21 protein-coding genes are annotated in these 19,548 nt (G+C 39.7%); 1 reads left to right on the forward strand and 20 read right to left on the reverse strand.

The features are described from left to right. Positions 1-11: 11 nt before the first annotated feature. The 15 genes from QUF86_RS05210 to metG all read right to left on the reverse strand — a co-directional run bounded on the left by QUF86_RS05210 (position 12) and on the right by metG (position 15,304). Positions 12-992, reverse strand: a complete 981-nt coding sequence (locus QUF86_RS05210; RefSeq protein WP_289333747.1) for a sulfonate ABC transporter substrate-binding protein — start codon at positions 990-992, stop codon at positions 12-14. Positions 993-1,306: 314 nt separating this feature from the next. Continuing rightward, entirely contained in the window at positions 1,307-2,260 is a 954-nt protein-coding gene (locus QUF86_RS05215; RefSeq protein ID WP_289314093.1) for a ribose-phosphate diphosphokinase, read from the reverse strand. Positions 2,261-2,275: 15 nt separating this feature from the next. After that, positions 2,276-3,649 (reverse strand): bifunctional UDP-N-acetylglucosamine diphosphorylase/glucosamine-1-phosphate N-acetyltransferase GlmU, encoded by a 1,374-nt coding sequence (gene glmU / locus QUF86_RS05220; RefSeq protein ID WP_289333748.1) that lies wholly within the window; start codon positions 3,647-3,649, stop codon positions 2,276-2,278. A 665-nt stretch (positions 3,650-4,314) separates the two neighbouring features. Next, positions 4,315-4,611: a septation regulator SpoVG gene (spoVG, locus tag QUF86_RS05225; protein ID WP_034316332.1), complete on the reverse strand. Its 297-nt coding sequence runs from the start codon at positions 4,609-4,611 to the stop codon at positions 4,315-4,317. A 194-nt stretch (positions 4,612-4,805) separates the two neighbouring features. Then, positions 4,806-5,180, reverse strand: coding sequence for a RidA family protein (locus QUF86_RS05230; protein WP_289314095.1), 375 nt, complete (start codon positions 5,178-5,180; stop codon positions 4,806-4,808). Between the two features lie 13 nt (positions 5,181-5,193). Beyond that, entirely contained in the window at positions 5,194-6,018 is an 825-nt protein-coding gene (gene purR / locus QUF86_RS05235; RefSeq protein WP_289314096.1) for a pur operon repressor, read from the reverse strand. A 61-nt stretch (positions 6,019-6,079) separates the two neighbouring features. Beyond that, complete coding sequence (ispE, locus tag QUF86_RS05240; RefSeq protein WP_289314097.1) at positions 6,080-6,949, reverse strand: 4-(cytidine 5'-diphospho)-2-C-methyl-D-erythritol kinase; 870 nt, start codon at positions 6,947-6,949, stop codon at positions 6,080-6,082. A gap of 323 nt (positions 6,950-7,272) precedes the next feature. Then, the gene (locus QUF86_RS05245; protein ID WP_089364277.1) at positions 7,273-7,449 is read right to left on the reverse strand and encodes a small, acid-soluble spore protein, alpha/beta type; all 177 of its coding nucleotides are present in this window, start codon (positions 7,447-7,449) and stop codon (positions 7,273-7,275) included. Between the two features lie 151 nt (positions 7,450-7,600). Further along, on the reverse strand, positions 7,601-7,852 hold the full coding sequence (gene veg / locus QUF86_RS05250) for a biofilm formation stimulator Veg (protein ID WP_034316343.1): 252 nt from the start codon (positions 7,850-7,852) through the stop codon (positions 7,601-7,603). 313 nt (positions 7,853-8,165) lie between these two features. Beyond that, complete coding sequence (gene yabG, locus QUF86_RS05255) at positions 8,166-9,044, reverse strand: sporulation peptidase YabG (protein WP_289314098.1); 879 nt, start codon at positions 9,042-9,044, stop codon at positions 8,166-8,168. Positions 9,045-9,244: 200 nt separating this feature from the next. Beyond that, positions 9,245-10,123, reverse strand: coding sequence for a 16S rRNA (adenine(1518)-N(6)/adenine(1519)-N(6))-dimethyltransferase RsmA (rsmA, locus tag QUF86_RS05260; RefSeq protein WP_289333749.1), 879 nt, complete (start codon positions 10,121-10,123; stop codon positions 9,245-9,247). Further along, complete coding sequence (gene rnmV / locus QUF86_RS05265) at positions 10,116-10,679, reverse strand: ribonuclease M5 (RefSeq protein WP_289314100.1); 564 nt, start codon at positions 10,677-10,679, stop codon at positions 10,116-10,118. The genes rsmA and rnmV overlap by 8 nt, the downstream gene beginning before the upstream one ends. 257 nt (positions 10,680-10,936) lie before the next feature. After that, entirely contained in the window at positions 10,937-12,091 is a 1,155-nt protein-coding gene (locus QUF86_RS05270; RefSeq protein ID WP_289314101.1) for a G5 and 3D domain-containing protein, read from the reverse strand. A 278-nt stretch (positions 12,092-12,369) separates the two neighbouring features. Then, a complete protein-coding gene (locus tag QUF86_RS05275) occupies positions 12,370-13,137 on the reverse strand; it encodes a TatD family hydrolase (protein WP_289314102.1) in 768 nt (255 codons plus the stop codon). Between the two features lie 205 nt (positions 13,138-13,342). Further along, on the reverse strand, positions 13,343-15,304 hold the full coding sequence (gene metG, locus QUF86_RS05280; RefSeq protein ID WP_289323285.1) for a methionine--tRNA ligase: 1,962 nt from the start codon (positions 15,302-15,304) through the stop codon (positions 13,343-13,345). Between the two features lie 637 nt (positions 15,305-15,941). On the opposite strand from metG, the gene QUF86_RS05285 reads away from it, so the two are divergent. Beyond that, on the forward strand, positions 15,942-16,226 hold the full coding sequence (locus tag QUF86_RS05285; RefSeq protein WP_057915383.1) for a transition state genes transcriptional regulator AbrB: 285 nt from the start codon (positions 15,942-15,944) through the stop codon (positions 16,224-16,226). A gap of 51 nt (positions 16,227-16,277) precedes the next feature. Here QUF86_RS05285 and rsmI read toward each other — a convergent pair whose 3' ends face one another. The 5 genes from rsmI to QUF86_RS05310 form a co-directional block, all read right to left on the reverse strand. Further along, a complete protein-coding gene (rsmI, locus tag QUF86_RS05290; RefSeq protein WP_289314104.1) occupies positions 16,278-17,159 on the reverse strand; it encodes a 16S rRNA (cytidine(1402)-2'-O)-methyltransferase in 882 nt (293 codons plus the stop codon). A gap of 1 nt (position 17,160) precedes the next feature. Then, positions 17,161-17,421: a GIY-YIG nuclease family protein gene (locus tag QUF86_RS05295; RefSeq protein WP_289314105.1), complete on the reverse strand. Its 261-nt coding sequence runs from the start codon at positions 17,419-17,421 to the stop codon at positions 17,161-17,163. Then, positions 17,408-18,151: a tRNA1(Val) (adenine(37)-N6)-methyltransferase gene (locus QUF86_RS05300; RefSeq protein WP_289333751.1), complete on the reverse strand. Its 744-nt coding sequence runs from the start codon at positions 18,149-18,151 to the stop codon at positions 17,408-17,410. The genes QUF86_RS05295 and QUF86_RS05300 overlap by 14 nt, the downstream gene beginning before the upstream one ends. 177 nt (positions 18,152-18,328) lie before the next feature. After that, entirely contained in the window at positions 18,329-18,703 is a 375-nt protein-coding gene (gene yabA, locus QUF86_RS05305) for a DNA replication initiation control protein YabA (RefSeq protein WP_289314107.1), read from the reverse strand. A gap of 14 nt (positions 18,704-18,717) precedes the next feature. Next, positions 18,718-19,548: a PSP1 domain-containing protein gene (locus QUF86_RS05310; protein WP_061440314.1), complete on the reverse strand. Its 831-nt coding sequence runs from the start codon at positions 19,546-19,548 to the stop codon at positions 18,718-18,720.

The raw sequence follows: 19,548 nt of genomic DNA on the forward strand, positions 1-19,548 counted from the left end.
TTATTTCCCCCTTAATTTTTTTTAACATCTGCAGATGCATCTAGAACATTAATCTTGCTTGGAATTAATTTAAGATTAAAAAATGTATCGGCAATCTTTTGTTGATCATCCAAAACCGTACTGGAAATCTCCTCAAGTCCATATTCTTTTCTTTTTAATGTTTTTTCTAATGCTTCCACACTAATCCCAATTTCTGGAGATAAAAATTCAGCGACGTCGCTTGGGTTTTCTTCAATCCATTTATCAACCTTTATCAGTTCTTCTTTGATGATTTTCAAAGCCTCTTCGTTCTCGGAAAATGAATCAGTTGCCAAAAAGAATTCACGATTCGCCACTAGTCCTTCTCCATCCTGAATCGTTTTCGTTTTAAGTTCCAATTCCGCCGCTGATAAAAATGGGTCCCATATTACCCAGGCATCGATTTGGTTTCCTTCAAAAGCGGCTCTCGCATCAGCCGGTGGCAAGTAGACGGGCTGAATGTCATCAAGAGTAAGACCTGCTTCCTCTAAAGCTTTGACCAATAGGTAATGAACATTTGAACCTTTATTCAAGCCAACCTTCTTACCTTTTAAATCTTTCACATTTTTAATGGATGAATCCTTTTGCACGACTATAGCCTCTCCTGAAGGGTTTGCGGGCTGATTAGCAATGTAGACAAGTGGTGCATTGGCTGCCTGTGCAAATATCGGTGGCGCCTCCCCTGTGTGCCCAAAATCAAGGCTGCCGACATTCAAGGCTTCAAGTAGCTGAGGTCCCGCAGGGAATTCAGTCCAATCGACGGTATATCCCAATTCTTTTAAATGTGTTTCCAGCTCCCCTTTGGATTTTAAAATATTTAATGTCCCGAATTTTTGATAACCGATTCGAATGGTCTTATCCGTTTCTTTTGCGTCAGCACTTTTGGAACTGTTCTTTTCCTGTCCACATCCACTTAATATCAGCATGAAGATGCTAATAATGGAAATCAGCCACAAATTTCGTTTTTTCTTCATATTCTGCACACCCTTCTTAAACTATTTATATAAAAATAAAAGGCTCCTTTCCTTAACCAATAGGACAATAGGGCAAAAAGATGCCTAATGTTCAATGGTAAGTGAAAAGGAGCCTTCGGTAGTCCGATCGGCGCTAACCAGTATGCACTTGCGTTAGTACAGTTTTTCATTTCAGAAAATATGAATTGAATATTTGTATAGTCATTTTATTATTAGTATTCATATCTGTCAACTAAGAATTAAATATTTTCTGAAACTTTTAAACGAAAACACGGCGAGCCCGAAGGCCCGCCGTGTTTTCGTTTATTTTATTATCAATCGAATAATGTGCTGACTGATTGTTCCTCATGGACACGAATAATCGCCTCTGCGATCAAAGGTGCTACAGAGAGTCCAACAATTTTATCGATTTTCTTATCTTCAGATAGGGCAATCGTGTTAGTCACGACCAATTCCTTAATCGTTGAATTTTGAATCCTTTCGATGGCAGGACCTGAAAGGACTGGGTGTGTACAACAAGCATACACTGCTTTAGCACCATTCTCTACAAGGGCATTGGCCGCTAGTGTAATAGTGCCTGCGGTATCGATGATGTCATCAATCAGTATTGCTGTCTTCCCTTCAATATTACCAATGATGTTCATGACTTCAGCCACGTTCGGTCTTGGGCGGCGCTTATCGATAATGGCAATCGGTGCTTTTAGGCGATCCGCCATTTTACGAGCCCGTGTAACCCCACCATGATCAGGGGAAACGATGACGATATCACTTAAATCTTTTTCCTTGAAGAAATCAGCTAAAATTGGAACAGCAACAAGGTGATCGATCAGAATATCGAAGAAACCTTGAATTTGTGGCGCGTGAAGATCTAATGTGATTACACGGTGTGCACCAGCAGTTTCTAAAAGATTTGCGACAAGTTTAGCTGTAATTGGTTCACGTGCACGTGCTTTACGATCTTGTCGGGCATAACCGTAATATGGCATTACAATATTGATCGTTTTAGCTGAAGCACGTTTAAGAGCATCGATCATAATTAAAAGTTCCATTAAATTTTCATTGACTGGTTGGCTTGTTGATTGGATTACGTAAACGTCACAGCCACGAATACTTTCTTCAATATTAATCTGAACTTCACCGTCACTGAAACTTGTTACGCTACATTTTCCAAGTTCAACACCGATTGCAGCAGCGATTTCTTGTGCTAAATCGAAGTTTGAATTTAAAGAGAATACTTTTAAATTAGGATCTAAATACTGATTTGACATGATGACCTCCGTCGGTTATTTATTGAATTTCAAATTCTTGACATAATCTTCTTTGTTAACTTGACGAGCCCGAGCAACGGATAGGGCTTCCTGCGGTACATCTTGTGTGATGGTTGACCCAGCAGCCACATATGCTCCTTCTCCTATCGTCACAGGTGCAACTAGATTAGAATTGCAGCCTATGAAGACATTGTCTTCAATCTTCGTCGAATGTTTATTTTTCCCATCATAATTCACGGTAATAGATCCGCAGCCTATATTAACATTCTCCCCAACCTCTGCATCGCCAATATAACTCAAATGAGAGGCCTTGCTTCCTTTGCCAAAAACGGCCTTTTTAATTTCGACAAAATTACCGATTTTAACGGAATCCTTAATATCTGATTGAGGTCTAACATGTGCGAAAGGACCGATTTTAACAAAACTTCCAATATTGCTTTCGTGTACAACCGATTGTAGGACTTCCGTTCCATCACCGATTTCACAATTACTGATTTCCGTATTCGGGCCAATCAAGCAATCCTGTCCGATAATACTTTTTCCTTTTATGAATGACCCAGGGTTAATGACCGTATCCTGTCCGATTTGCACATCCGCTTCAATGAACGTTGTAAGCGGATCGACGATCGTTACGCCATTCCTCATATGCGATTCATTAATGCGTTTCCGTAAAATATGCTCAGCCTGCGATAAAGCCACTCGGTCATTTACACCTAATGTCTCTTCGAAATCACTGGATTGGAAGGCCGTCACCACTTCCCCTTCTTCTTTTAAAATTTCAATAACATCCGGTAAGTAATATTCTCCCTGGACATTTTCATTTGAAACCTTTTTCAGCGCGCTAAATAATGCTTGGTTATCGAAGCAATATGTACCGGTATTTATTTCCTTAACATATCTTTCTTCATCAGTGGCATCCTTATGCTCGACGATTTTTTCTACAAGTCCGCCTTCACCTCGAAGGACCCTTCCATAGCCAGCTGGGTTATCTGCATATGCTGTTAAGATTGTTGCTTTCGCCTGACTTTGCTCATGCAATGCTATAAGCTCTTTCATCGTTTCCGCTTTGATCAAAGGCGTATCACCGCAAATCACAAGGGTCGTTCCACTTTTAACGGATAAAACGCTTTCCGCTTGCATTACAGCATGTGCCGTACCTAATTGCTGATCTTGTAAGGCATACTTGCATGAATCACCAAGTTGTTCTTGAACTTTTTCAGCTCCATGGCCAATGACTGTTACAATATCTTCTATTTGAAGTTGATTGACTTGATCGATAACATGTTGTACCATTGGTTTCCCGCAAACAGGGTGCAAAACCTTATAAAGCTTAGATTTCATCCTAGTACCTTGCCCAGCGGCCAATATTATTGCATAGCGATTACTCATAACAGGCCTCCATTTTCACCTTTTTATCCACTAAAAATATTATCTCATATAGTGATTCTTTTCAAGGTAACAATTAAAAGTACATATAATTGTCAACCGCGAAGGTAAGAAAAAATTCAAATTCCGACTTCCTTCAAACGTTATTATTGGATCTGTTAGCAGTCTTTTTAATCATTCAAATAATAATATTTGCTTGATCAATGTCATTTTCATTATTAGCATAATACAGAAATCGCGCCTTCTTCCCCTGTTAACACCAGTCACCCCCCATCATCCCAAAACATACCATGATTGCACTACGCCCTATGTACAGGCCATTAGGAAGCACTGCATCCGTTGTTAACTCCCATTCCGATATCAGGTTGCCGATTCATCTCATATTCACGTCATTGGAGGTTATGATAATTTTCATAAATGGTATTCCTTCCATCCGCTTACAGGGATTTTAATATATCAGGATGTATAAAAAGGTTTGAAAAATAAAAAGGAGGGGTACTTAAACCATTGAAGATGGCATCATAATATATACCATTTTAGTAAAATTACTAGATGGAAAGGGAATAAGTTCTAAACTTATCGTTTCAGAATAAAATAAAAAAGAGCACTACTAATGAAGTAGGCTCTAGATGCACGAATTATAAAATAAAAGTTTAAAGGTAAGTTAATTAAGAAGCACCTGCTCCAGCTTCCTCTAGTTCAGTTTCAAGTTCTCCCAATCGGTGATATTCTGTCAAGACAGCTTCTTGAATTTTCCCGCGTGTCGAGGAATTGATTGGATGAGCGATATCCCGGAATTCTCCATCTGGAGTTCGTTTACTTGGCATTGCTACAAATAAACCATTGTTTCCGTCGATCACACGAATATCATGAACCACAAATTCATTATCCAGTGTAATTGATGCGATAGCTCTCATACGACCATCCGTATTCACACGGCGTAATCTTACGTCAGTTACTTCCATTTAAGCTCACCATCCCTTTTTGTTGTTGTTAAAACTTAAAGTACATATTCAACAAAAAAACGGGAACTCCTTCTATTATCTGTAATTTTTTTAGAAAATTCAGCCTAGTTTTCTAAAATACTATAAATACCCCTTATATTACAGGAAAATTACCCATTACGAATTCCCCTTAAAAAATAAAAAAAAACGCCCGTTTATTTAACGAGCGCAACCACTTCTATTTCCACTAGTGCATCTTTAGGAAGCCGGGCAACCTCTACACATGAGCGAGCAGGTTTATGATTAGAAAAATATTCTCCGTATATTTCATTAATCGAACCGAAATCTTCCATACTTTTAATGAATACAGTAGCTTTAATAACAGTTTCCAATGAGGCTCCTGCTTCTTTCAATACAGCTTGGAGATTCTTAAAGACCTGGTGTGTTTGTTCCTTAACATTCCCTGTTATCATCTCACCAGAAGCAGTAAGTGGGATCTGTCCTGAACTGAAAAATAACTTATCCACGATAACGCCTTGTGAATATGGTCCGATCGCTGCCGGTGCTTCATCCGTATGTATCGTTTTCATGAAATGATTCCCCCTATTCCTTTTTCGTAAAATAATTCCCACGGCTGACCTTGATTTTTTTGTCTCTTTCGACCACCTGTGTCAACTTGATTAAAGAAACATAGTCCTCGACAAGGCACTCCTCCGTATGTTCGGATTCGACCAGCACCGCTATTCCGGCAACTGTTGCCTTAAATTCATCCAATAAACTGACCATACCGTTAATGGTACCCCCAGCCTTCATGAAATCGTCTACAATCAATACATTCGAACCCTCAACCAAGCTTCTCTTAGAGAGTACCATAGTCTGAATCCTCTTTGAAGAGCCTGAAACATAATTGATGCTCACTGTAGAACCTTCCGTTACTTTATTATTTCTACTTACAATGACAACTGGAACATTCAAATAATTTGCCACGGCGTATGCTAATGATATCCCTTTGGTTGCCATTGTCATGATGACTGAGACATTTTTCTTGGCATACATTGAAGCGATTATCCTTCCAACCTTATTCACTGTTTGCGGATGTCCTAATATGTCTGTCATATATAGATAACCGCCAGGAAGTAGCCTTTCGGGACTAGCGATCGTATCGCATAATCCGTCAATGAAAGCATTGGTTTCTTCTTCCTTGATGGACACAATATATTTCACTCCACCAGCCGCACCTGGAACGGTTGTTAAAGATCCTATCCCGCGTTGTTCAAAGGTATCCTTGATGATTGTCAAATCTTCACTGATTGAGGACTTTGCCGAACTGTACCTTTCAGCAAAATAAGTCAGTGAAACCAATTCCCCCGGATGTTCTAATAAATAATTGGTCATATCGACTAGCCTCTCGCTGCGACGAAATTTCATTGAGACACCCCCTTTGTGAATTCCGAATATTATATAGCAACTATACCACTAATGTACGTTTCTATTCAAGATTGTTTCGATCACCCAATAAACGGACCGCATAAACTTGATCACAAAATCCCCGAAGCCCATTATAAATTCTTTGCATGCGCGAATCATGTTCCACCAAACCAAAAACGGTCGGACCACTTCCGCTCATCAAGACCGAATCTGCTCCAAATGTCTTCATTTGATCTTTAATGTTCGCAACCTCTGGGTATAACTGCAATGTCACTTGTTCCAGAACATTGCCCAATCCCCCACATACATCGTGATAATTGTTTTCCTTAATAGCCGAAATCATTCCAGGTACATCCGGATGCTCCATTTTTGAAATTTGGAGCCTTTTGTATATATCAGCAGTCGAAACACCGATTGTCGGTTTGGCCAAGATGACCCAGCATTTTGGCGGTGCAGGAAGATGCGTGATTTTTTCCCCGCGCCCTCTGGCCAATGCCGTACCTCCATATACACAAAATGAAACATCAGAGCCAATTTCAGCTCCTATTTCCGCAAGTTCATCCATGGAAAGACCAAGCTTCCACAGTCTATTTAAGCCTCTCAACGTAGCTGCGGCATCACTGCTTCCACCAGCAAGTCCTGCGGCTACAGGTATATTTTTCTCTATAGTTATAGAAACACCTTTATTGATTCCAAAACGTTCCTTTAGAATAAATGCGGCTTGATAAGCTAAATTCCGATGATCATCCGGAACAAATCGATTATGGGATAGAATTTGTATATGATTTCCCTTTATTTCCTTTAATTCAATTCTATCGGCAAGGTCGACTGTCGTCATGATCATTTCCACCTCATGATACCCATCAGGCCGTTTGAAAAGCACATCCAAAGCCAAATTAATTTTAGCCGGGGCTTTTTCCATAAGCTTCAATATGTCCACCTACTTTAACGTTCTTAAAAGTTCTTGTCCTATTCTATCATATTTGTTTATATTCTAAAGGTTTTTTCATCGTAATTTCAATGTAATGAAGCTAAGACTGACCTTTAGAGGAGAATAGACACATGTAGGCACATGGGGTGAGCAGCACGTTCCTGCTTCCCAAAAGACTTGCTACATATCCATATAGCATCACCGATACATAAAAAAAACCAGACTCCATATCTACAATGTAAGCAAAAATGAATAGGGCTATACATTGTATAAAGAGTCTGGCTTCTTCAATAGGACAGCATGATGCAATTAAGTGTTTTATCTTACTCCTTGTTCACCAATTGACGTTGTGCTTTTTCGATAGCAAGTTTTACCATGTTTCCTGCGTCCTTGGCCCGGATTCCTCCCCAGCCTTCTTTCTGGACAACATCGTAAAATCCAAGTTCTTTTGCCAATTCTTCTTTAAGATCATTTGACATAATCCCTTTTTTCCTGCCCAAGCGAAACAACCCCTTTCACATGCTGTCACATGCCTAGTCTTTGCATCATACGCTATTTCATTACATCCTTTTTAAGCCTTTATTGGAGCTCACAGGATATTTTATACAAAACAAAAAGCAGCAAACATAATTGTTCGCTGCCTCCTCTAAGTTACATCTCTTGTTGTTTGTTTAAAAATGTTAGTTCTACGGTTTCCGTTAAAACATCCGCATAGCTGTAAGATACTCTTTCAAACGCATTTTCATCTTGGTCGAGCTCAATTACAAAAACAGCCGGATAAGTTTCCGCCAAAGTTCCAAAACGTTCTACAGTCTTTCTTCTTCCACCGTTTGCTTTTAAGAGCAATCTTTTACCTAGGTTTGAATCAAGTGCAGTTTTAATGTCAGCTAGAGTTTTTGGCATTTTCGGTCCACCTCACTAAGTTAAGTATATCACAATTTACAAATACACGCAAACAAAATAATAAATTATATCAGCACTTAAAAATGTAGTCAATATATTTTTATCTGAAATTCGGCAAAATCGCGAACATTTTTATTATATCCTGGGAAATGAAAAATTATGTAAACGAACTATTTCATTATTCAATAAGCCGAATTTTCGTAATTAAATCCTCACCTAGTGTCATTACTTAACAAAAACCCTGGTATTTTGTCATAATATCCGAATTCTGACACGATGAAAGCAAGCTGCATTCTTTCAAAATGCAGCTCGTTCATTCTTCCTGAAATGGCTTGAAAGGCAACCCGGTCCGGAGCACTCCTTTTGTCTCAATTCCCCCTAACCCCTTCTCTCCCGTTAATGTATTCCGAAGGACATCCCATACATGGATATGCTCAGAAAAAGGCGTAAAGCTTATCTTTCCGACAATATATACTGGATCAAGAGCATGTATATTAACACGGGAAGGGGAACTTGCAAAGTTTGCCCCCGCTTGTATTAGCGATTCAAAATGCGATTGACAAGCTCCGGCAAATATAATCAGTTGGTCTAAATGAGAAACCTTTCTTCTCGCTTCTCTTACTGTCTGTACAAAATCCTTTGAGTGACGGTAGGCGTTGATATCGGACATTGGTCCTTTTGATTTTGAATAGGCATCATGACCGGTGACAACAAGGATATCCGGCCGATAGTGGTCCAATAACCCCCCGATTCTTTGGGGCATTTCCTTTTCATTGCAATAGATACCATTGACCGGAATACCGAATTTCTGATATAGATCCATGCATTTCCTTAAGTATGATGCATCCCCATCAACATGGAGGACCCTGCCTGGTATCTGAAAATATTCACCGCTATAACGATATCCATTACTGGATTGATAGCCGTTTTTTTGTTGTTGTAACTCTAAATCTTGTGTTAATAAGCGGTAAGATTGTTCTTGAAGTACCTCATTCGACCTTTGCCGATCATGTCTTTCATTATCATTTATGATTATTAAATCTTGAAAAGGTGCATCTGCAATCAATCGGATATCTTCCCCATAAAGAACAGCTTGGCGTCTTCCGTCAATATCATGGATATCGATTACCCGGAACAACACGTCACATTTATAAGAAACCCGACCAACAATATCGTTTATTTGAATATTCATGGCCCCACCCCATGAGAAGACTTATTTTCAGCCCGCCCTAGTTTATTTTCATTCTTAAGTTATGCGAACCATTCTTGAATGGTGAAAGGTGGCATTGACTACATTTTGGTTACGTTCCATTCATGGTAGGCCAATTTAAAAATGAAAAAAGCCGGAAGCTGGGAGTGACCCCGTTCCGACTTTGAATTTTCACATAACCTTTATTTGAAATTTGGCAATAACGCATCACTCAAGCGTCCAAATTCTTTGATACTCAATGTTTCACCACGTCTGGAAGGATCAACTTCCGCGACTTCGAGAGCGGCAAGTATGAGTTCTTTTTTCGATTTACCATCTGGCAGCTGACTGGTTAAGTTGTTTAAAATCGTTTTCCGACGCTGCGCAAAACTCGCCCGGGTCACAATGAAGAGGAAATCCTCATCCAGGACCTCGACGATTGGCTTAACCCGCCTAGTAAGGCGGATTACAGCTGAATCAACATTAGGTTGAGGCATGAATACCGTTTTGGGTACGATCATCACTGTTTCAGCTTCGGTATAATATTGAATGGCAATGGATAAAGAACCGTATTCCTTTGTCCCAGGTTTAGCGGCAATTCGATCAGCCACTTCCTTTTGCAGCATGCACACGATGCCTCTAATGGGCAGATCCTCGGACAATAGCTTTAAAATGATGGGCGTCGTGACATAGTAAGGCAGGTTTGCAACAACCATCAGGTCCGAGAAGCCAGCAAATTCTTCCTCGATGACCTTCTTAACATCAGCTTTTAGAACATCGCCGTGAATGATGTTTACATTGTTATAAGGAGACAGTGTATCCGATAAGATCGGCAGTAGTCGCTGATCAATCTCAAAGGCCGTAACCTTTTTGCTGCTTTTCGCTAATTGTTCCGTCAGCGCGCCGATCCCCGGCCCAATTTCAATGGCACCACTTTCCTCTGTCAAATTTGCATGTTCGACAATACGTTTCAAGATATTCGTATCGATTAAAAAGTTTTGACCTAAGCTCTTTTTAAAAGAGAATCCGTACTTCTTTAATATATCTTTCGTTCTGACAGGGGTTGCAATATCCTTATTCATTTTTTTCCTCCTGATTTATCTGTACCATCGCTTCAGCAAAAGCCTCAGTTGATATTTGGAACATTTTTAGTCTCTTATATAACTGTTTACCATTGGTAAACCCAATTTTCAAAACAGATCCAAGTTTTTCCCTTCGTTCCTTGGCACCGGATCCCCCAATTAAACCTGCATCTATTAAATCCTGCTGTGAAATCTCTTCTGAAGCCTCTTCATCCATTAGTTGGGCATCCTTTAAAGCATTACGAATTGCCTCAGGAGAAGCATGTTCAACTCCTATCCCTCTACCTGACTTAGGAAGGGCTTCCTTCTTCGTTAAAAAGGCGTGTTTGCAGCCTTTTACTTGTTCTGAAATTGCATTCCTGATTTTTTGACCAGGAAAATCAGGGTCTGTGAAAATGATGGCTCCACGTGTCTTTTGTGCAAGCCTCACCTGCTCAATACAGGAATCATTCACCGCGGAACCGTTCGTTTCTATTGTATCAGCATTAACAGCCCTTTTTATCGCTACCGTATCGTCTTTACCTTCTACAACAATAATTTCTTTAATCTTTTTCATGTTTTCCTCCATACAGAAAAGCGCAAGCGCTTTGATTGGCTCTTTATAAACGTAACTGGTCCCCGTAAGACACCCACCCATTTTCATAGGAATGAAACCAGTCAACATCATTTATGAAAGTTTAAACGATTATGAAATCTTATGGAATATTGAGACGTCTATCTTATTAAAACAGTTTTATATAGGGTTTTTCAACAAATGGAAAATAAAACGTCAAAAAACAGGAGACGAATTCATCTCCTGCGAGAGAAACCTTATTAGTTCAATACGCGAATCTTAACTTTCTTTACACCCCAGCGATAGGCATCATCTTTTGAGGAAAAGAAGACATCAATCCTATTTCCCTTTATTGCTCCGCCTTTGTCAGCAGCCACTGCATAGCCATAGCCCTCTACATATACTTTCGATCCCATAGGAATCACACTTGGATCGACAGCTATGATTTTCGCTCCCGGATTACTCTTTAGATCGACGCCTGTAGACGTGACACCGGAACAGCCCTTACAACTGGCAGTATAAGCCGTTGATGATACGTATATTTCTTTTCCACTTGAAGAACTAACGTTAGTTACTCCGCGTGATGCCTGGGCAACCGTCGTTTGAGTTCCGACCGTGACAACTTTATCCTGCTTTTTATTAACTACTTTTTCTGATAGTAATTCTCTTTTGACCTCTTTGCCATTTTCTTTAATAACTTCATATTTTTTGGAAATCAGTCCGTCTTTTCCTTCTTTGACAACTTTCTCTTTCCCTTTTGATAAAGAGTCATCTTTTTTAGTTATGACAGCAAAGTCAACTGGTTCTTCCACTACATCGGTGACTTTTTCAATTCGAATTACGTTTACCGTATTCTCAGCTTCAACTTTTTCGGCTAATTCTGGCTCAACTCGGTCCAAATCATTGAGCTTTACTCCTTGTTGCTTTAAAAAGTCAGCGACAGTAGTCGAAGTTGACCATACCTGCTTTTCTTCCCCACCTACAACTAATTTCAGTGAAAAGGCTTTGTCTATGGCAACTTCCATATCCGCTTTCAGCTTCATATTTTTTGAAGGCGTGATCTTATCATGTTCCTTCACACTAAGATCTTGTTCTTTTAAAAGTTCGTCTACCGTATCGGCAGTGGACCAAACTTCCTTCGGTTTACCGTCTTGTACCATGACGATTTTTTGTGCAGGCTTCCAAACCACCTCTAAATCACCATCAACCTCTGTGTTTCTTGATGGGTGGACATAGTCTGCTGCTTGAACGGTAATCTCTAAATCTTTCAACATATCATTTACAGTAGCCGCGTGTGTCCGCACTACCTCTTTTTTTCCATCTAGCATAATTGTGACTGTATGCTTTGTTCCTTGATAGATAAGTATTCCCAATGCTGTAGAAACAAGAATCGCACTGCATATGGCAATTGCCATTCTCTTCTTCCCAAAAGGTTTGGGAATAAGGTTTTTCATAGTTTTTAATAGAATGAAAAACTCCTCCTTCCTCCCGGTGATTATATAGACATAGTTATCAAGCTGTCAACCCATTCACTTCTCATTAAGGAAATTAATACCTATTATGCATATTCCATATTAAAAAGGAAAGGGCGAATTCTCGACATAATAAGCCTATAATTGGAGTGAGATTTGTAGAATCCTAAAAAAATGCGATTTTAGCTAGCGAATCCCGGGAGATATTGTAAAAAAAACTGTCAGTTAATGCCGAATAATTTCTTGGCATTTTCCGTTGTTGCCTTGGAAACTTCCTCTATTGTGAGCTGTTTGATTTCTGCGATTTGTTCAGCAACAAACTTCACATACGAAGGTTCATTACGCTTCCCTCTATATGGATGGGGAGCCAGATATGGACAATCGGTTTCAATCAGTAAACGGTCTAAAGGTACGGCTGCTGCCACCTCTTTTGGTTTTTTTGCATTCTTGAAGGTCACAGGGCCGCCCAATGAAATATAAAAATTCATATTAATGCATTCCAAGGCAGTTTCTGCACTTCCGCTAAAGCAATGCATGATTCCTCCTACCTCTGAGGCCTCTTCTTCCTTTAATATCTTCACGATATCCGCAGTCGCTTCCCGATTATGGATGATAATGGGCAGACCCACTTTTTTCGCCAAACGGATTTGCTTCCTGAACACCTCCATTTGAACTTCTTTCGGTGATTTATCCCAATGATAATCGAGTCCCATCTCACCTATAGCCACAACCTTTGGATGATTGGATAATTCCTCGATCCATAGTAAGTCCTCCCCGGTCATATCGATAGCATCAACAGGATGCCATCCGACTGCGGCATACATGAAATCATAGGCTTCTATTAATTCCATTGCCCTTATAATAGTAGGCCGGTCAAAACCAACGACTACCATATTGTTCACTCCTGCTTCCTTAGCTCTTTCTATGACGTCCTCTAGATCCTCGTTGAATTGTTCCGCATTAACATGTACGTGTGTATCAAATAGCATTATTTTTCTTCCTTTCTAGCACTATTTTATTAAAAAATGAAAGTTTTATGTTTCACATTTAGGTAACAAAAAGATTACAAAGGAGCCTATATGCCCAACAAGTAAATTTAGAACTAATAAAACCTTTATAATTTACTGTTTCCAAAAGCATAAAGAAAAAAACATAAAAATGTTTCATATGAAACACCTTTATGTTTTCGAGGGTTTATTTCACCTTTGAACCATTTGGAATCGATGAATCTATTGTAGCGACTGAGAGCACACCATCCTGGCTGCCCGCCAAAATCATTCCTTGAGAGAGCTCGCCACGAAGTTTAACAGGTTTCAAATTGGTTACGCATATCACTTTTTTGCCTACTAAATCTTCAGGTTTATAGTGCTGTGCAATGCCTGATACGACTTGCCGTTTCTCATAACCTAAATCAAGCTGCAGTTTAAGAAGCTTATCCGCTTTCTTTACCGGTTCGACTTCCAAGACCTGGGCAACACGAAGTTCCACTTTTGTAAAGTCATCAATAGTGATTTCATCAACCTCTGGAATCGTCTCCACCACTTTTTCCTCGGCCTTAGGGGCTCCACCCTGCATTTGTTCTTTTATATATGAAACTTCCTCTTCCATATCCAAACGAGGGAAAATCGGGTCGCCCTTCAAAACTTTTGTTTCAGCAGGAATTTGACCGAACTCCGCTAAACTGTCCCAGGATTTTAAAACACTATCCGTGATGTTAAGTTGAGCAAAGATTTTTTCCGGTGTTTGCGTCAAGAAAGGTTTCAAAAGAATGGCCGTCCTGCGTAATGATTCCGCCAAATGAACCATGACACTACCAAGGTCTTCCTTCCTTGATTCATCTTTAGCAAGAGTCCAAGGCTGGGTTTCGTCAATGAATTTGTTAGTTCTGCTCACGAGTTGCCAAATGGATGTTAGTGCAACTGAAAATTCCATGTTTTCCATGGCTTCCTCATACTTGCCTACCGTATCTTGGTTCATTTCAAGCAAAGCCTTTTCAAATTCGCCATTGGATCCTTCGTAACTTGGAATCACACCATCAAAATATTTATTGACCATTGCTACTGTCCGATTTAATAAATTACCTAAATCATTTGCCAGGTCAAAATTGATCCGTTCCACAAAACCTTCCGGTGTAAATACACCATCAGAACCAAATGGGACTTCACGCAATAAGTAGTAACGTAAAGAATCCAAACCGTATCGATCAATCAATGTAACGGGATCCACTACATTCCCTTTTGATTTGGACATTTTACCATCTTTCATGAGAAGCCAGCCGTGGGCAAAGACTTTCTTTGGAAGCGGTATGTCCAGAGCCATTAACATAATCGGCCAATAGATTGTATGGAAACGAACAATTTCCTTTCCGACCAGATGTACATCGGCAGGCCAATAATTCAAGTATTTAGAATCATTATCCGTTCCATACCCTAATGCCGTTATGTAATTGGTCAATGCATCAATCCATACATAAATAACATGCTTTGGATCTCCAGGTACCTTGATGCCCCAATCGAAAGTAGTACGTGAAACGGCCAGATCTTCCAATCCAGGTTTGATGAAGTTATTGATCATTTCGTTTTTGCGGGATTCCGGTTGAATGAAATCAGGGTTTTCCTCATAAAACTTCAGTAATCGGTCCGCATATTTACTCATCTTGAAGAAATAAGACTCTTCTTTCACCTTTTCAACTGGTCTGCCGCAATCTGGACAGTTACCATTGCTTTCTTCCACCTGACGCTCCGTGAAGAAAGATTCACAAGGTGTACAATATAACCCTTCATATTGGTCCAAGTATATATCACCCTGGTCCAAAAGCCTTTTGAAGATCTTGGCTACAACCTCTTTATGGCGATCTTCCGTCGTCCTAATGAAATCATCATAAGATATATCAAGCTTTTCCCAGAGCTCTTTAATCCCTGATACGATATTATCTACATATTGCTGTGGAGTGATTCCTTCTTCAGCCGCTTTACGCTGAATTTTTTGACCATGTTCATCAGTGCCTGTTAAATACATGACATCAAAGCCACGCATCCTTTTATAACGAGCCATGGCATCCCCTGCCACTGTCGTATACGCGTGCCCTATATGTAAATTACCACTCGGATAATATATGGGTGTCGTGATATAGAATGTTTTTAATTTATCTTGCACTTCGTTCCCTCCTCATCTTTTGGAAAACCAGCTTTGGGTCTAGGCCAAAGCCATTAGACTATATTTAAGCTATTATCTCTATTTTAACGCTATATACCATTCTACGCGACAATAATCACTAATCAAATCATGATGTTAATAGAATAGAAAATATTATAAGTGAATGTCATTTTAAACTAAGGGATCATGATGTAAAATTCCCTTATTTCAGCATTACCTCTTACCTCAACAAAATATACCTAAAATTCTTTTTTTGTGCAACAACTCACATATTCGAACTTTTTCGGAAAATTATCCTTAATTCAGAACTTTTGTTTTGAAACTAAATTGTAATTAATCATATAATAAAAGAGGAGAGGTATGTTCTTATATGCACACTTTGTCGAATTGTGATGAAGTGAGTAGTTCTTTGTAACCTATCGTTTCTTGAATTATAAAGACATAACCAGTTTTTTCTCATTAAAGCCGTTTGTTTCAGCGGAATGCAGCCACACTATTACTTACAAAAAAATGAAAATAAATCATTGACGAATTTGGGAATGGCTGGTATTATAAATTTATAAAAAAATTTGTCGAATATTGGCGAAAAAAATAGAAATAGGGTACTAGATTGTAACTGAGAGGAGAATTTTTAAAAATGAAATCTACAGGTATTGTTCGTAAAGTTGATGAGTTAGGCCGGGTGGTAATTCCAATCGAACTTCGTCGTACATTGGGTATCGCTGAGAAAGACGCTCTTGAAATCTATGTTGATGACGAGCGCATCATCCTTAAAAAATACAAACCAAACATGACTTGCCAAGTTACTGGTGAAGTTTCCGATAACAACCTTACACTTGCTAATGGTAAATTGATTCTTAGTCGTGAAGGTGCAGAATTACTTATCCAAGAAATTCAACAAAACTTCACTACTTCTAAATAATTGATATAATAAAAAACTTCCGATTTTCGGAAGTTTTTTTATGCTTATTTATCATTGTATATCAATGTGATACGCTTGATATACATCGCGCTTTTGTATATTCCGATCTTTTGCGACCTGCTTGATTGCGTCCTTGGAAGTGAACTGCTTGGCTTCTATATAATGATTTACATGACCGACTATATCAAGGGCCATCCACCAAGATTCTTCAGGTTCATCATCCGACCATTGCCCACCTTCTATTATTAAACAGAACTCACCGCGAATCTCGGATTCCATTGCCCAAGTCAACGCTTCACTCACCGTCCCCCGAATGAATTCTTCAAATTTCTTGGTTAATTCGCGGCATAAAACTATACGGCGGTCACCTAAAATTTCATGCATATGTTTCAACGTTTCTTTCAATCGATGTGGCGATTCATAAACGATCCAAGTCGTTTCCATTTTTTTTAATTTTTCCAGCTCCTGCTTTTTTTCTTTTGCTCCCCGTTGTAAAAAGCCATAAAAGTAAAAAGGCTGCGGAATGAGTCCCGATGCAATCAATGCAGTTAATGCAGCATTGGCCCCCGGCAACGGTATGACTTTAAACTTTTCGGCAATGGCATCTTTGACCAGTTCATATCCCGGGTCGGATATCGTCGGCAATCCAGCATCACTTACCAATGCGATTACCTCTCCTGCTCGAAGCCTCTCGAGCATCTGCTTCCCGCTATATTCCTTATTATGTTCATGGTAGCTGACGATAGGTGTCGAAATTTCAAAGTAGTTACATAATTTCTTCGTATTTCGCGTGTCCTCAGCAGCAATGACATCAGCTTCCTTTAAGATTCTTAGAGCCCGAAAGCTCATATCCTCAAGGTTTCCTATCGGTGTAGGAACCAGATAAAGAGCTGGCTCCAACCCTTCTTTTTCAAAACTCTTTTGCTGCCACATATCATGTATCCTCCTTTGCCATCCACTTTTGCTTTTGTTTTCTTGTTAATTGCTTAAACTGGTATTCAGCCTGCATGGCCATTGTCTGTGTTTCAAAAACTTCATGGTAAATCAGTTCAACCGGGGTCCGCCCTCGCGTATACTTTGCCCCCCTGCCTTGATTATGGGCATCAATCCTGCGATCCAGATTATTTGTATACCCAGCATAATAGCTGCCGTCCCTGCATTTTAAAACATAAAAATAATGCTTATTCCTCTCCATATAAAATCCTTCTGATTTCCGGATTATAATCATTTTGATCATTATACACAACGAGCGGAGGAAGAATCTTCAAATCGGGGTTACCGTCCTTTATCCCTTCAATAAGAATCGTATTCGCTTCCTTTGAACTTTTTGGATAAACGAACTGCAGCCGCTTCGGTTCAATTCTGTACATCCTCATTAAATGGAGGATATCCATAAGACGGCCCGGTCTATGAACGAATGCCGCTTTCCCACCTTGACGTAGCAACTGACTTGAAACACGTATGACGTCCTCAAGATTACACATTATTTCATGCCGGGCAATTGCAAAATGCTCATTTTTATTTATTTCCTCGATAGATGGCGTCGGGAAATAGGGTGGATTGCAAGTAACAACGTCATATTTGCTATACCCTATCTGTTTTGGAATCTCTTTTATATCCCCATGAATCATCTTGATCCGGGAGGATACGCCATTATAGTCCATGCTCCTCTGGGCCATGTCATATAACCGCTCTTGAATCTCAACACCCGTAATTTCCCCTTTTGTTCTTGTACTCAGCAGTAAAGGTATGACCCCATTCCCTGAGCAAAGATCTACGATTTTCCCCTTTTGAATCGGGACATTTACGAACCTTGATAATAAAACGGCATCTAATGAAAAAGAGAACACCGATGGGCTCTGGATGATCCTTAAATTCTCAGCCAATAGATAATCCAGGCGTTCATCTCCTTTAAGTTCTACCATTGCTGTTACCCTCCTAATTATGTATCGAAAAAGCATGTTTAGGGTCCATGCTACGACATTCATATCGAACAAAAAGGGGCCTGACTCATAGTATGCGTCAGACCCCGAATCACTATATATTGTAAACGGTCCACTATCACGTAAAAGAGATGGAACATCTTTTATATTATTCCATTATCACTTCTTGTTTAAAAAAGATAAACAGAACAGGCAATCCCCTTCTTTTCGCAAACTGCCGAAATGCAGATTGCAAATATGAAAGCCTTCTTGATAGATACGGGCTAAATTATCATAGCCTTCCCCGATATCCATAACCTTGTCCGAACTAGCAGTACGGTTTTTCACTTTTTGTTTAACCTTTACTGCAGCAGGCGCGCTTTTTACTTCCACAAGGCCTAACCGTTGGCGCAAGTGCTCGTTCTCCAGCTTGAGCGACTGGTTTTCCTCTAGTATTTCAGCTAAGTTCTGCTTCAATTCTCCAAGCTGCTTATATAATTGGCCTATCTGGGTTTCCATATTGGTCACCGACTCAAATATATCTTTCTTATCCACGCTCTCCCACCACCTTAATAATCTGTGGCTTGAATAGAAACGGCTCCCTCTTTTAGAATCTCATCTAGAGTATACTCTAATACTCTTTCCTGCTCGATTAGTTCAATCTGAAGTACGCGTTCTAGAATATTAAGCCCCACTACCTTGCCTTTGCCACCAGGCGTATTAATCATTTCACCTAAATCAGGAAGCATTTCCTTCGCACTTTCATACTCATCATTTTCATATTTCAGACAGCACATCAATCGACCGCATAATCCTGAGATTTTTGTAGGGTTTAGTGATAAATTCTGATCCTTCGCCATTTTGATGGAAACCGGTTCAAAATCACCAAGAAATGTGGAGCAACAAAGCATTCTGCCACAAGGCCCGATGCCACCAAGCATCTTAGCCTCATCCCTGACCCCAATTTGGCGCAGTTCTATACGAGTTCTGAATATGGCAGCTAAATCTTTGACTAAATCACGGAAATCCACGCGACCATCCGCTGTAAAATAAAACACGACTTTATTTCTGTCGAAAGTATATGACACATCAACCAGCTTCATATCCAGCTTATGCTCAACAACCTTTTGACAACATATAGAGTAAGCCTCTTCTGCAGCCGCTTTGTTCTCGTCAACTATAAGCTTATCTTTTGCATCAGCGACCCGAAGCACTTTTTTCAATGGCAGGACAACATCGTTTTCATCTACTTGTTTACGGGCTGTAACAACTTTACCGAATTCAACACCGCGGACAGTCTCCACTATTACAAAATCGTCCTTAGGAATAGCGAATTCGCCCGGATCAAAGTAGTATATTTTGCCCGCCTTTTTAAAACGGACACCTACAACATCATACAA

It is taken from the genome of Peribacillus sp. NJ11 (assembly GCF_030348405.1).
In the GTDB taxonomy this organism is placed as follows: Bacteria; Bacillota; Bacilli; order Bacillales; family DSM-1321; genus Peribacillus.

Bases quoted from the DNA above. Each gene is read 5' to 3' on its own strand.
- spoVG (WP_034316332.1), bottom strand. From the start codon at position 4,611: ATGGAAGTAACTGACGTAAGATTACGCCGTGTGAATACGGATGGTCGT.
- QUF86_RS05210 (WP_289333747.1), bottom strand. From the start codon at position 992: ATGAAGAAAAAACGAAATTTGTGGCTGATTTCCATTATTAGCATCTTC.
- glmU (WP_289333748.1), bottom strand. From the start codon at position 3,649: ATGAGTAATCGCTATGCAATAATATTGGCCGCTGGGCAAGGTACTAGG.
- rsmI (WP_289314104.1), bottom strand. From the start codon at position 17,159: ATGTGGCAGCAAAAGAGTTTTGAAAAAGAAGGGTTGGAGCCAGCTCTT.
- QUF86_RS05295 (WP_289314105.1), bottom strand. From the start codon at position 17,421: ATGGAGAGGAATAAGCATTATTTTTATGTTTTAAAATGCAGGGACGGC.
- QUF86_RS05215 (WP_289314093.1), bottom strand. From the start codon at position 2,260: ATGTCAAATCAGTATTTAGATCCTAATTTAAAAGTATTCTCTTTAAAT.
- yabG (WP_289314098.1), bottom strand. From the start codon at position 9,044: ATGAATATTCAAATAAACGATATTGTTGGTCGGGTTTCTTATAAATGT.
- QUF86_RS05285 (WP_057915383.1), top strand. From the start codon at position 15,942: ATGAAATCTACAGGTATTGTTCGTAAAGTTGATGAGTTAGGCCGGGTG.
- purR (WP_289314096.1), bottom strand. From the start codon at position 6,018: ATGAAATTTCGTCGCAGCGAGAGGCTAGTCGATATGACCAATTATTTA.
- rnmV (WP_289314100.1), bottom strand. From the start codon at position 10,679: ATGAAAAAGATTAAAGAAATTATTGTTGTAGAAGGTAAAGACGATACG.
- QUF86_RS05270 (WP_289314101.1), bottom strand. From the start codon at position 12,091: ATGGCAATTGCCATATGCAGTGCGATTCTTGTTTCTACAGCATTGGGA.
- rsmA (WP_289333749.1), bottom strand. From the start codon at position 10,123: ATGAATAAGGATATTGCAACCCCTGTCAGAACGAAAGATATATTAAAG.
- veg (WP_034316343.1), bottom strand. From the start codon at position 7,852: ATGCCAAAAACTCTAGCTGACATTAAAACTGCACTTGATTCAAACCTA.
- QUF86_RS05275 (WP_289314102.1), bottom strand. From the start codon at position 13,137: ATGCTATTTGATACACACGTACATGTTAATGCGGAACAATTCAACGAG.
- QUF86_RS05300 (WP_289333751.1), bottom strand. From the start codon at position 18,151: ATGGTAGAACTTAAAGGAGATGAACGCCTGGATTATCTATTGGCTGAG.
- QUF86_RS05230 (WP_289314095.1), bottom strand. From the start codon at position 5,180: ATGAAAACGATACATACGGATGAAGCACCGGCAGCGATCGGACCATAT.